General features: G+C 39.2%; 14 protein-coding genes and 1 tRNA gene. 14 read left to right on the forward strand and 1 reads right to left on the reverse strand.

The genetic code is table 11. From position 1 onward, the window contains the following. Window positions 1–48: 48 nt before the first annotated feature. Entirely contained in the window at window positions 49–492 is a 444-nt protein-coding gene (locus tag MLE14_RS05850; protein WP_243297416.1) for a YslB family protein, read from the reverse strand. A gap of 320 nt (window positions 493–812) precedes the next feature. On the opposite strand from MLE14_RS05850, the gene MLE14_RS05855 reads away from it, so the two are divergent. From MLE14_RS05855 to tig, 14 genes are all read left to right on the forward strand, one after another. Further along, window positions 813–1,424 (forward strand): succinate dehydrogenase cytochrome b558 subunit, encoded by a 612-nt coding sequence (locus tag MLE14_RS05855; RefSeq protein WP_243297417.1) that lies wholly within the window; start codon window positions 813–815, stop codon window positions 1,422–1,424. A 24-nt stretch (window positions 1,425–1,448) separates the two neighbouring features. Then, window positions 1,449–3,206, forward strand: coding sequence for a succinate dehydrogenase flavoprotein subunit (gene sdhA, locus MLE14_RS05860; protein ID WP_243297418.1), 1,758 nt, complete (start codon window positions 1,449–1,451; stop codon window positions 3,204–3,206). 6 nt (window positions 3,207–3,212) lie between these two features. Continuing rightward, window positions 3,213–3,983 carry a succinate dehydrogenase iron-sulfur subunit gene (sdhB, locus tag MLE14_RS05865; protein WP_243297419.1) on the forward strand — a complete coding sequence of 257 codons (771 nt, stop codon included), beginning with the start codon at window positions 3,213–3,215 and terminating at the stop codon, window positions 3,981–3,983. Window positions 3,984–4,297: 314 nt separating this feature from the next. Then, window positions 4,298–4,759, forward strand: coding sequence for an acyl-CoA thioesterase (locus MLE14_RS05870; RefSeq protein WP_243297420.1), 462 nt, complete (start codon window positions 4,298–4,300; stop codon window positions 4,757–4,759). A 143-nt stretch (window positions 4,760–4,902) separates the two neighbouring features. Further along, window positions 4,903–5,127, forward strand: a complete 225-nt coding sequence (gene gerE / locus MLE14_RS05875) for a spore germination transcription factor GerE (RefSeq protein WP_097159052.1) — start codon at window positions 4,903–4,905, stop codon at window positions 5,125–5,127. 320 nt (window positions 5,128–5,447) lie between these two features. Then, window positions 5,448–5,900: a MarR family winged helix-turn-helix transcriptional regulator gene (locus MLE14_RS05880; RefSeq protein ID WP_243297421.1), complete on the forward strand. Its 453-nt coding sequence runs from the start codon at window positions 5,448–5,450 to the stop codon at window positions 5,898–5,900. 10 nt (window positions 5,901–5,910) lie between these two features. Next, window positions 5,911–6,714, forward strand: coding sequence for a glutamate racemase (racE, locus tag MLE14_RS05885; protein ID WP_279326171.1), 804 nt, complete (start codon window positions 5,911–5,913; stop codon window positions 6,712–6,714). Between the two features lie 160 nt (window positions 6,715–6,874). Then, complete coding sequence (locus tag MLE14_RS05890; RefSeq protein ID WP_243297422.1) at window positions 6,875–7,930, forward strand: GerMN domain-containing protein; 1,056 nt, start codon at window positions 6,875–6,877, stop codon at window positions 7,928–7,930. Between the two features lie 126 nt (window positions 7,931–8,056). Further along, window positions 8,057–8,803: a ribonuclease PH gene (gene rph / locus MLE14_RS05895; RefSeq protein WP_243297423.1), complete on the forward strand. Its 747-nt coding sequence runs from the start codon at window positions 8,057–8,059 to the stop codon at window positions 8,801–8,803. Window positions 8,804–8,806: 3 nt separating this feature from the next. Beyond that, complete coding sequence (locus MLE14_RS05900) at window positions 8,807–9,421, forward strand: XTP/dITP diphosphatase (protein WP_243297424.1); 615 nt, start codon at window positions 8,807–8,809, stop codon at window positions 9,419–9,421. After that, complete coding sequence (locus MLE14_RS05905) at window positions 9,418–9,939, forward strand: metallophosphoesterase family protein (protein ID WP_243297425.1); 522 nt, start codon at window positions 9,418–9,420, stop codon at window positions 9,937–9,939. Before MLE14_RS05900 ends, MLE14_RS05905 begins: the two co-directional genes overlap by 4 nt. Before the next feature lie 361 nt (window positions 9,940–10,300). Further along, window positions 10,301–10,374: transfer RNA gene (locus MLE14_RS05910), tRNA-Arg, on the forward strand. 178 nt (window positions 10,375–10,552) lie between these two features. Continuing rightward, window positions 10,553–11,545 carry a tetratricopeptide repeat protein gene (locus tag MLE14_RS05915; RefSeq protein WP_243297426.1) on the forward strand — a complete coding sequence of 331 codons (993 nt, stop codon included), beginning with the start codon at window positions 10,553–10,555 and terminating at the stop codon, window positions 11,543–11,545. Window positions 11,546–11,763: 218 nt separating this feature from the next. After that, window positions 11,764–13,050, forward strand: a complete 1,287-nt coding sequence (tig, locus tag MLE14_RS05920; RefSeq protein ID WP_243297427.1) for a trigger factor — start codon at window positions 11,764–11,766, stop codon at window positions 13,048–13,050. Window positions 13,051–13,099: the final 49 nt, after the last annotated feature.

The raw sequence follows: 13,099 nt of genomic DNA on the forward strand, positions 1-13,099 counted from the left end.
ATCCCAGCACTTATAGTATTAGCACTGGGGCAGGCCCCTTTTTCGTTCCTAAAAAATCGAATCCTTTTGGTCCCATTGAACCGTGAAAGTTACGATTCTTGAGCGTTTTTTTGTTTGGTACACAGATTCACAAATCATTTTTTTTTGAGTCTGAATTTGTTCAGCCAAGAATCCAGCTTCCAAAAAGAAGGATGGCTCTGAATTAAGCTCAAACCGCAGTGCAACAATTTCACCGCTAAGCTGGAATTCAAGCTTATCACTTTTTTCTGCCAGAACAGTTAAGGTGCCGAATCCTACTTTTTCAAAGAATAGCTTGATTTCATCTATCGTTTGACAGGGGAAGCTGCGGGCTAACTTTTTTCCTGACCAATATAGAACAGAGTCTGAATGATTTCGCAACAGCTCTGGAATAACCCATTCTCTCATCAGCATTATACTAGATGCGGGAACATTTTGTTCTGTTGTTTTTTCTAAAAATTGTAATTGTTCCATGAAACGGATCCCTTCTTTCTATAAAACTATTATATGGACTGGATCATCATTTGAGAAGCAATGACTCGAATCCAAATAATAAAATGTTATCCCTTTTTATAAATGCTATTTTAGTATACTTTAGTCTTTGGAATAAAAGGTTATTTTTTTAAAAATTAACGTCTATTGCATCTTTTTATTTCAAGAAAAAGCGGGATTAGTATGAATCCGGTTTCTTGACGCTATATCCCAATGGGAGTAAAATGAACATGTCACATTTCACCAATATGTAGAAGTGACTATTCTGCATAATTTATAGACTTGAGGGGGGTATTAGCTGCATGGCAAATAATCGCGAGTTTCTAAATCGCAGATTACACTCGTTATTGGGTGTCATTCCAATAGGAATCTTTTTAATCCAACATTTGGTTGTCAATCAATTTGCAACACGTGGGGAAGAATCGTTTAATCAGGCTGCTCATTTTATGGAAAGCCTTCCTTTCCGTATTGCACTGGAAATCTTTGTGATTTATCTTCCACTCTTATTCCATGCTGTATATGGAATCTATATTGCATTTACAGCCAAAAACAACGTTAGCCGATTAGGATTTTTTAGAAACTGGATGTTTTTACTGCAACGTGTCACTGGTATTATTACGCTTATTTTTATTGTATGGCACGTTTGGGAAACACGTGTACAGGCTGCTTTTGGGGCCGAAGTAAACTTTGACATGATGGAAAACATTTTATCTAATCCATTTATGTTCTGGTTCTATGTTGTCGGTGTTATTTCTGCTATTTTCCACTTTGCGAACGGCCTATGGTCTTTCTGTGTAAGCTGGGGACTTACAGTTACACCACGTTCACAACAAATTACTACATATGTGACTTTGATTATCTTTGTCGCTCTTTCATATGTAGCAGTTAACACACTAACAGCATTTATTTCTTAATTATAGAAGGAGTGAGTCAGACAAATGAGTAACGGCAAAATAATTGTTGTCGGCGGTGGTCTCGCGGGACTGATGGCAACAATTAAAATCGCAGAAACTGGTACACCTGTTGATCTTTTCTCCCTTGTTCCTGTAAAACGCTCTCACTCTGTATGTGCACAAGGTGGAATAAACGGAGCGGTTAATACAAAAGGGGAAGGAGATTCTCCTTGGATCCACTTTGATGATACGATTTACGGCGGAGACTTTTTAGCTAATCAGCCGCCTGTAAAAGCCATGTGTGAAGCGGCACCTGGAATTATTCACTTATTTGACCGGATGGGTGTTATGTTTAACCGTACACCTGAGGGATTGTTAGATTTCCGACGCTTCGGTGGAACACAGCATCACCGAACTGCATACGCAGGTGCTACAACAGGACAACAATTGCTATATGCATTGGATGAGCAAGTACGCCGTCATGAAGTTGCCGGATTAGTGACAAAATATGAAGGCTGGGAATTTTTAGGTGCTGTCCTTGATGATGAAGGACGTGCCCGCGGTATCGTTGGTCAAGATTTGAGATCAATGGAAATCAAATCTTTCCCTGCTGATGCAGTTATCATGGCAACTGGCGGACCTGGTATCATTTTTGGCAAGTCAACGAACTCTATAATCAATACCGGTTCTGCTGCTTCTATTGTATATCAGCAAGGGGCATATTATGCGAATGGTGAGTTCATCCAAATTCACCCTACAGCAATTCCTGGAGATGACAAACTTCGTCTTATGAGTGAATCTGCCCGTGGTGAAGGCGGACGTGTTTGGACATATAAAGATGGTAAACCATGGTATTTCCTTGAAGAGAAATACCCAGCCTATGGAAACCTTGTTCCGCGTGACATTGCAACACGTGAAATTTTCCATGTGTGTGTAGACATGAAGCTTGGAATTAATGGGGAAAACATGGTATACCTCGATCTTTCTCATAAGGATCCAAAAGAATTGGATATAAAGCTTGGTGGAATTATTGAAATCTATGAAAAATTCATGGGTGAGGATCCGCGTAAAGTTCCAATGAAAATTTTCCCAGCTGTCCATTATTCAATGGGCGGATTATGGGTTGATTATGATCAGCAAACTAACATTCCTGGTCTTTTTGCAGCCGGAGAATGTGATTATTCTCAGCACGGTGCTAACCGTTTAGGAGCTAACTCCCTGCTCTCTGCTATATATGGCGGAATGGTTGCAGGACCTAAAGCGGTTGAATATATAAAAGGTCTAGAAACATCCACCGATGGGCTATCATCCTCTATTTTTGATCAAGCTGTGAAAAAAGAAGAGGAAAAATGGGATAATATTCTTTCTATGGACGGTTCTGAAAATGCATACGTTCTTCATAAAGAGCTTGGAGAATGGATGACAGATAACGTAACCGTTGTTCGTTTTAACGATAAACTCTTAAAAACAGATGAAAAGATTCAAGAGTTGTTAGAACGTTATCAAAATATCAATGTAAATGATACATCTCGCTGGAGCAACCAAGGGGCATCCTTTACCCGTCAGCTTTATAACATGCTGCAGCTTGCTCGTGTTATCACAATTGGAGCGTATAATAGAAATGAAAGCCGTGGTGCTCACTACAAACCTGATTTCCCAGACCGTAACGATGATGAATGGTTGAAAACAACGATGGCGAAGTTTGTTGGGGAAAAAGAAGCGCCTCAATTCCACTATGAAGAAGTGGATGTATCATTAATTAAGCCGCGTGTTCGTGACTACTCTAAGAAGAAAGGGGAATAATGAAGGATGGCTACAGAGACACAAACAAAAACCGTACGCTTTATCATAACTCGACAAGACAATCCAAATGCCACCCCTTATCAAGAAGAATTTGAGTTAGAATATAGACCTAATATGAACGTGATTTCCGCTCTGATGGAAATTAGACGGAACCCTGTCAACGTAAAAGGGGAAAGAGTATCCCCTGTTACCTGGGAAATGAACTGTTTGGAAGAGGTTTGCGGCGCCTGTTCTATGGTGATTAATGGAAAACCTAGACAATCTTGTACCGCACTAGTCGATCAGCTGGAACAGCCAATTCGCCTAGAGCCTATGAGAACATTTCCTGTTGTGCGTGACCTAATGGTAGATCGAAGCCGCATGTTCGATTCATTGAAAAAGGTAAAAGCTTGGATTCCAATCGATGGTACCTATGATTTAGGACCTGGACCACGTATGCCTGAAAGAAAACGCCAATGGGCTTACGAACTTTCAAAATGTATGACTTGTGGAGTTTGTTTAGAAGCATGTCCTAATGTGAACAGTAATTCTAATTTCATCGGACCTGCTCCGCTATCCCAAGTTCGTCTCTTTAATGCCCACCCAACAGGTGCCATGAATAAAGCAGAAAGATTAGAAGCGATTATGGGAGATGGCGGACTAGCCAATTGCGGCAACTCACAAAACTGTGTGCAATCCTGTCCAAAAGGAATTCCGTTAACAACTTCAATCGCTGCATTAAACCGTGATACAACGGTACAAATGTTCCGTAATTTCTTCGGAAGCGACCAAGTTTAATAAAACCAAAGCCGTCCTTATCTCTGAGGACGGCTTTTTTGTTTTTTTCTGGAATCGAGTTAAAGATTGGCAACTCCAATGCTAATTAATCATCGTCATGATATTTTTTTCGCAGCTACTCTAATTTCGGTCCTTGATCCCACATGTCAGAGTCTATTTGATTTGTAAAGCCTTCACCTAATAAAATCTGGCTCCCAAATCATCCCCGATCCCAACCTCTTATTCCCCCTCACCTCTACAATAAAAATCGTTCCGAATTTTCACATTTTACGCTACAATAAAATGAATACTAATTCATTTTTGGGGTGATGATTTTGAAAAGGATTTCATATATAGAGAACTTTCCTCAATGGCGAGAGGGTTTTTCTTTTTTTGTGGAGATAAAAGTCCGTTTTTCTGAAACAGATATGTATGGACATTTGAACAATACGATACCTTTTACATATTATGAAGTAGCTAGAATTGAATTTTTTAAGCATTTAGGATTCATGCATAGTTGGCTGAATCCGAACGGTGAGAAAATCCCAGTTGTAGCAGATTTGCAATGCGATTTTTGGAAACAGGTTTATTTTGGAGAAATGCTGCGGATCTTTGTAAAAGTTCATCATGTTGGGACATCATCTCTTGATTTACACTACCTGGCAGTTAATGAAAAGGATGAGCCTGTTTTCACTGGGAGAGGAGCCATCGTGCAAATTTCAAAATTAACAGGAAAAAGCGTCCCTTGGACAGACGAGGAAAAAGAGGAATGGAGCCGTTGTATGTATTTAGAATAGGAAAATCACACATTTTTATAAATATATGATTCTTGCCCCCGAATCCAGTCACTCCGAAGTAGAAAATAACATATGATACTATGACTAAATATACACCCATCCCCGCGGTTCTCAGCTGGCGAAGGCAAGGAGGGTAAAAGTAGTTGAAGGAGAAGGAATACAATCATAAGCCGTTACTCACAAAGAGAGAGAGAGAAGTATTCGAGCTGTTAGTTCAGGATAAAACAACAAAAGAAATAGCCAGTGAGCTTTTTATCAGTGAAAAAACGGTTCGGAACCATATTTCCAATGCCATGCAGAAGCTTGGTGTCAAGGGGCGGTCACAAGCAGTCGTTGAGCTTTTACGCATGGGAGAATTGAAATTATAAAAACGCGGCAGTCGTCTAGAGAGCTTACTGGCAGTTTGCCCCGTTGAATTTACACTTTATACCTATTGTGGGCAGCAGATTCATCACCAGCTGGCTGACCAGAACAACTTTTGTTAAAGTGTAACATAAACCGGCCATCCTTTGGAGGCCGGTTGTTATTATTATGGAAACCTTTTCTAAGGAGCTATTTCAACAATTGGTGCTTGATATTCTTGCGAGAACATAAGAAAATAATAGAATAGGTATATTTTCAAGATATTTTACAATAATTTTGCTTATATATGGAGGACTAGTCGAAATATGTAAAAGGAGCTGGGGATATGGAAAAACAAGCACGAGTAATTGACAAATCGATTGTAGCTTCAATCGAGAAAGAGTTACGTTTTATATCTGGAATTACCAAACAAAAAGGCCGGGAAATTTTAAGCAACTATACAATCACTCCCCCGCAATTTGTTGCGCTTCAATGGTTAAGAGAATTGGGTGATATGACAATCGGGGATCTTTCCAATAAAATGTACTTGGCATTTAGTACGACAACAGATCTTGTTGACCGGATGGAAAAAAATCAACTGGTCGTACGTGTGAAAGATCCTAATGATCGGCGTGTAGTCCGAATTCACTTATTAGAAGAAGGCGAACGAATTATTGACGAAGTGATAAAAAAACGACAAGAATATCTTGAAGGAATCATGTATAATTTTAGCGATGAGGAAATTGACCAGCTAAATACAATGTTAATGAAACTGCTTCGAGAAATGCGAAAAGATTGAGGGGAGTTAGTTGAACCAACCAATTGGCATCATGGATTCGGGAGTAGGCGGCTTGACGGTAGTCAAAGAAGTGATGCGCCAGCTTCCAAACGAACAGGTTATTTACATAGGGGATACGGCTAGATGTCCTTATGGTCCAAGAACTAAGGATGAGGTTCGTGCCTTTACATGGCAGATGACAAGATTTCTTTTGGAACAAAATGTAAAAATGCTTGTTATTGCCTGTAATACGGCCACAGCAGTGACCCTATCAGAAATTCGGTCTGCATTAAGAATTCCGGTTCTTGGTGTTATTCATCCAGGCGCAAGAGCTGCGATTAAAACCACCCAAAATAATCAAATAGGCGTGATTGGGACTGAGGGGACCATTCGAAGTGAAGCTTACGTAAAAGCCCTTAAGTCAATAAATTCACACGTACATGTAAAAGGTTTAGCTTGTCCAAAATTTGTTCCGCTTGTGGAAAGTGGAGAATTTAAAGGGCCGTTCGCCGAAAAAATTGTAGAGGAATCGCTTTCCCGATTTAAAGGTAATGGAATTGACACATTGATATTAGGGTGCACCCATTATCCATTATTAGAGGAAACCATTTCCCGTTTTCTCGGCCAAGATGTGCAAATCATCAGTTCAGGTGAGGAAACGGCAAGAGAAATGAGTACTATTTTATATTTTCAGGACTTATTGAATTCATCTTCAGAGAGACCGGCTCATCAATTTTATACAACGGGGTCATCAGCTCTCTTTTCTCAAATTGCTTGTGACTGGTTAGGGTTAAATGAGATTATGGTAGAAAGCATTTCTTTGAGAAATTATTAACAGTTCTTTCTTACAAGGACTGTTAATTTTTTTTGCTTTTCTATGTGGATCCTCCTATAAAAAATTGCCGCGCTTGTACAAATTTCTTTGTACAAGGCGGTCTAAAATTTTTTTTAGGCTCGTATACATGGTAGTACAAACTGTGTTAGGAGGTTTTCATATGTCTAAGATCGGAAAAAAATCAGTAACAGCCTTATTATTAACTTCTGCTGTCACACTTGCCGGCTGTGGTTGGCTTTCGGGAGAGGAAAAAGAAAATATAGATCCGCCCGTTGATGTAACTATGGTTGAGGAGGGAGAAAATCTAGACGATTTAGAACAGGATCAGACCGCGGCTGAATCAACACAACCGCAAGTCCTTTATTTAATTGATGAAAATGGATATGTCGTACCTCAAACATTGGCGTTGCCTCTGCCTGATGATATGGCTGTCGCAAAGCAAGCACTTCAATATTTAGTACAAGACGGTCCTGTTTCACAATTCCTGCCTGATGGATTTAGAGCTGTTCTGCCTGCTGGAACCGAAGTCGATTTAGATATTCAAGATGGAACAGCCGTAGTCGACTTTTCAGAAGAATTCAAAACGTATAATTCGGAAGATGAAGCAAGAATTTTACAGGCTGTTACATGGACACTCACTGAGTTCGATACAATTGATCGGGTTCAATTTCGGATAAACGGTCATGAACAAACTGTCATGCCCGTAAATGGAACGCCGATTGGGGAGACTGCTTCCAGAAGTGACGGCATTAACTTCGATAATTCCGGGATTATGGATATTACAAATACTCGTCCTGTAACGGTGTACTTCATACACCAGGATGATAACACCAAATACTATGTTCCAGTCACAAAGCGGGTAAGCAATCAGGTTGATAATGACATTGAAGCTGTTGTTCAGGCCCTTGTAGATGGTCCTTCCTTAACAAGCGGCTTGCTGCCTGGTCTCAACTCGAATGTAGAGCTATTAGAAGACCCTACAGTAGAAAAAGGTCGAGTAACTCTTAATTTTAATGACGGGATTCTTGGCAGCTTTACAAGTATGATCATTACGGAAGACACGCTAAACTCACTTGTTTTGTCATTAACAGAACAGCCAGAGGTTGAGAGCGTTTCGATTCTTGTAAACGGTGAAACTGAAGCGGTTACTGAGGATGGGGATTCATTAGCAGAGCCAGTCACAAGACCAGAAAATGTGAATACAGGTAGTTTTTAAAAATGATTTTTTGATATACTATATAAAGAGCTAAGAGGTGGACACATGTACCACCTCTTCTTTTCTTCGCAATACCCAAAAAAATTTTATGCTTAGTAATGACCGGAAACAGAAAGGAGTATCAATGTGCGAAACGATGGTCGGGATCCATTAGATTTGAGACCCATACATATTGAAACAAATTTTATAAAACACCCGGAAGGATCTGTCCTTATTGCGATTGGTGATACAAAGGTTATTTGTACAGCAAGCCTTGAGGATCGAGTTCCTCCTTTTCTGCGCGGAGAAGGCAAAGGGTGGGTTACCGCTGAATATTCAATGCTTCCAAGAGCAACAGAACAACGAAATATTCGTGAATCCTCTAAAGGAAAAGTTTCCGGCAGAACCATGGAAATTCAACGTTTAATCGGAAGGGCATTACGGGCTGTAGTAGACCTTGAGGTAATGGGTGAGAAAACCTTATGGATCGACTGTGATGTCATTCAGGCAGATGGCGGCACCAGAACAGCATCCATTACAGGAGCATTCGTAGCAATGGTGTTAGCCTTTGAGAAAGTGAATCAGCAAACAAAATTTTCAAGGTTTCCGGTAAAAAATTATTTAGCTGCAACCAGTGTCGGGATGAGTAAAGATCATGGAATCATATTGGATTTAAATTACCAGGAAGATTCCGGTGCATTAGTTGACTTAAATGTTGTAATGACCGGTAATGGTGAATTCGTGGAAATACAAGGAACAGGCGAAGAGGCAACCTTTACTCATAACCAGCTGATAGAGATGCTGGATGTAGCTAAAAGCGGAATTCATACATTAATTGATGCGCAAAAGAAAGCATTAGGAGACCTTTCAAATCGAATCAATTCGGGTGAATAAAATATGACAAATAAAGTGGTTATCGCAACTCAAAATAAAGGGAAAGCCAAGGAATTTATAGACTTATTTGCTCCTTTTCAAATGGAAGTCATCACATTATTAGATCTCGATGAGGAGATTGACATTATTGAAGATGGATTAACCTTTGAAGAAAATGCAATCAAAAAAGCAGAGACGATTTCAAACAAATTGAACTGTTATGCGATTGGGGATGACTCAGGGCTTATCGTTGATTTTTTAAATGGCAGACCGGGCATCTATTCAGCCCGTTATGCGGGCGAAGAAAAAAATGATGAGGCAAATATTCTAAAAGTATTGCAGGAATTAGAGGGTGTTCCCGATAAAGACCGAACTGCCAGATTTTATTGTGCTCTGGCTTTTAGCGGGCCAGGGATTCAGACTAAAACCGTTTCGGGAACTTGTGAAGGAAAAATTTTAACTGAAAAAAGAGGCAGTAACGGATTTGGCTACGATCCAATTTTTTATGTAGAGGAATATGGAAAAACGTTAGCTGAGCTTTCTAAGGAAGAAAAGAATAGGATCAGTCATAGAGGAAACGCGATCAAAAAACTGTCGCAGGTTTTGGACGAATGGCTTGCAGGAAGTGACAAGAAATGAAATTTATAATTGTAAGCGATAGTCATGGGCTGACAAAAGAATTAGAAAAGGTTGTTAATGCCTTTCCAGATGCGGATGGGTATATTCATTGTGGTGACTCAGAATTAAACTCAGATCATCCTGCGATTCTCCCCTATACGACGGTTAATGGGAACTGTGACTGGAATGGAACATTTCCGGATGAACAAACGGTTTATAAGGACTCCCACCGATTGTTTATTACTCATGGTCATCTCTATAATGTAAAAACGACACTTTTGAATCTTCATTATAAAGCTCAAGAAAAGGGAGCCAACATCGTTTGTTTTGGACACTCCCATCTTGTAGGAGCGGAAATGATTGACGGGATTCTTTTTTTGAATCCGGGAAGTCTCCGGCTCCCAAGAGGAAGGAAAGAGCGAACCTTTATGATGCTGGAAATCGAAGGAAATCAATTGGTTGTATCCATCATCAATGTGGAACAGATGGAGCAGCCTATTGAAAAAATCAGCTTTACAGTATCCACTGTGAACAGATAAAATAAATGTGTAAATATTTTTTTGAAGTTATAATCATCAGAACGTTAGGTGAATGATTAGAGGAAAAGAAGTAATATCGGTTTACTTCTTTTCTATTCTAATATAGAAAAAAATGATTAAAATGGGTTGACAATCAACGCTATTCTCACTATAATAATTCTTGTCCGCTAAAAACGGACAGTGTTTTGTAAATATAATGTCCCAGTAGCTCAGCAAAGCGTAAACATCTTGAATTACTCCCTTGTAGCTTTGTTCCGACGCATTAGCTTCTACGTATAGGCTAGTAGAGGAAGGAACAGGATGGAACATGATGGTTATTTAATTTCTAACTACTATGTAAATGTTTTAATGTTGATTAAATGTCCCAGTAGCTCAGCAGGATAGAGCAACAGCCTTCTAAGCTGTCGGTCGGGAGTTCGAATCTCTCCTGGGACGCTAACTAGAGCCTACCGATATAATCGGTAGGCTCTTTATAATAGAAAAGAAGTATAAAATCCGAGATGCAAGTCTCATAATGAGGTAGGACTTTCTTTCCGCTATACATAATTTTTTTGATTGAATAGCATGTGTTTGTTACACTGAGTGTACACCTTTACGGAAATGAGAGATTGTCATGAGTAAACAGGAAGATCGAAATAACAGCAATGTTATTCCCTTTCCCAATTTAAAAGAGCGCCTGATTCAATTAGGGGCTGAAGCTCTCCAAAATCACGAACCTGAAGAAGCGATAGATTATCTGGAACAAGCGTTACAGTATGACGCGGAAGACGAAAGAATTCTATGGGCTCTCATTGCCTCCTATATGGAAATCAAAGAATGGAATAAGGCAAAAGGTATATGTCAGGAAATGCTCCATAAAGGGATCGGGTCTTATTATATGGTCTTTGAGACATACATAAAAACGTTAATAGAGCTTCGTCAGTTTGAAGAAGCCAATCGACATATTTCGGTTTTGTTAGAGGAACAAGGAGATGAACTGAATCCGAACGTGCGAGATCGGTTAGAAAAGCTTCTTTCTTTTATAGAAAAACGAAAGAACCGGCCAGAACCTTCTCATGATTCACTCGGAGTGAAAATGGACGATGCATATTGGTTTCAGCATTTGCAGCTTTTTCAGCAAGACATCCGTCCCTTTATAAAAGAGATTGAAATAATGTTAAATGAACCAGACCGACATCCATTTATTAAATCTGTTATTTTACATGCACTCATTGAACAAAAATATGATCATCCGATTTCGGTTTCAAAGTTTGGCAAAAAACAAACACTTGTGCCTAAGGAAGAGGAAGGATTTAATGGCCAGATTTTCTATCAAAAATTAATCTCTCTTTTAAAAGAAAGACTTGAGCACGAGAATCCGTCACTGCTCACCAATTTAAAACAATTAATTGAACGGCATTTTTTTATTCTCTTTCCCTTTCAAATGGAGCCAATCAGCAAAGAGGAAGCATGGGCATGCGCATATCACATTAAGGGAATGGAACTGTATGGTCTTGAAGTCAATCAAGAGACGATGATTGACGAATATGTGACAAGTATGGAAAGCGTTACAACATCAATGAATCAAATTCAAATGTTAGAGTCTATTCCTTTTCCTGAACTGTAATAATCGCGATTTTGAAAATGGTTGAAAGCTATGCAGTGTATGATATAATGTAATGGTTGCATGTTGATGAGAATACATCTAAATCCTTAGCGACGAGGATTTAGCATGCTTGACATCTATTTTTTAAACCGACGTGTTTTAAAAAATTGATTGGCATGATAGACGTATTTTTAAAGAAAAAATAAACTACAATTATATATTTTCTTGGAGGGAACTGTATGTCTGCAAAATGGGAAAAGCTTGAAGGGAACACTGGCGTTCTTACTGTCGAAGTGGACGCTGAAACGGTTAACGCAGCGTTAGATCAAGCATTTAAAAAAGTGGTAAAACAAATTAATGTACCTGGTTTCAGAAAAGGGAAAATGCCTCGTGCGCTTTTTGAAAAACGTTTCGGTGTGGAATCCCTTTACCAAGATGCTCTAGACATCATTTTGCCAGAAGCTTATTCAAAAGCTGTAGAAGAAACGAATATTGAACCAGTAGACCGTCCTGAAATCGACATCGAGCAAATCGAAAAAGGCAGTCCGCTTATTTTTAAAGCAACTGTAACAGTAAAACCAGAGGTAAAACTTGGTGAATATAAAGGTCTAGAAGTTACTCCATTAGATCGTGAAGTGTCAGATGAAGACGTTCAAAACGAATTGAAGAAAATTCAAGAACAGCATGCTGAGCTTACTGTTAGAGAAGAGGGAGCAGCTGAAGCTGGCGATACGGTTGTGATTGATTTTGAAGGATTCGTTGATGGAGAAGCCTTTGAAGGCGGAAAAGCTGAAAACTATTCGCTAGAACTCGGATCAAATTCCTTTATTCCTGGTTTTGAGGACCAATTAATTGGTGTGAAAGCAGGGGAAGAAAAAGATGTTGAAGTTACCTTCCCAGAAGAATATCACGCATCAGAGCTAGCTGGTAAGCCTGCCGTATTTAAAGTGAAAGTTCATGAAATCAAAACAAAAGTTCTCCCTGAACTAGATGATGAGTTTGCAGTAGATGTAGACGAAGAGGTAGAAACATTAGACGCATTAAAGGAAAAAATTAAAAATCGTCTAAAAGAGCAAAAAGAACAAGAAGCTGACCAGCATCTTCGTGACACAGTAGTTGAAAAAGCTGCTGAAAACGCAGAAATTGATATTCCAGAAGCGATGATTACAACTGAAACTGACCGCATGATTCAAGAGTTTGGCCAACGTCTGCAAATGCAAGGCTTAAACTTAGAGCTTTACTACCAATTCTCTGGCCAGGATGAGTCTGCTTTAAGAGAGCAAATGAAAGAAGAAGCAGAAAATCGTGTTCGCATTAATTTAGTACTTGAAGCGATCGCAAATGCTGAAAATCTTGAAGCTACAGAAGAAGATGTAGAAAAGGAACTAGAATCCATGTCTTCTCAATTTAATTTGTCTGCCGATCAAATTAAAAAAGCTCTTGGTAATCTTGATGGTCTTAAAACAGATATTAAAATTAAAAAGGCAATTGAATTTCTTGTAGAAAACAGTAAATCTGTTGCATAATAATAAGTAATAAAACAAAGGCGCGATACTTCATCGTGCCTTTGTTTCC

It is taken from the genome of Bacillus litorisediminis (genome assembly GCF_022808645.1).
GTDB lineage: Bacteria > Bacillota > Bacilli > Bacillales > JC228 > Bacillus_BF > Bacillus_BF litorisediminis.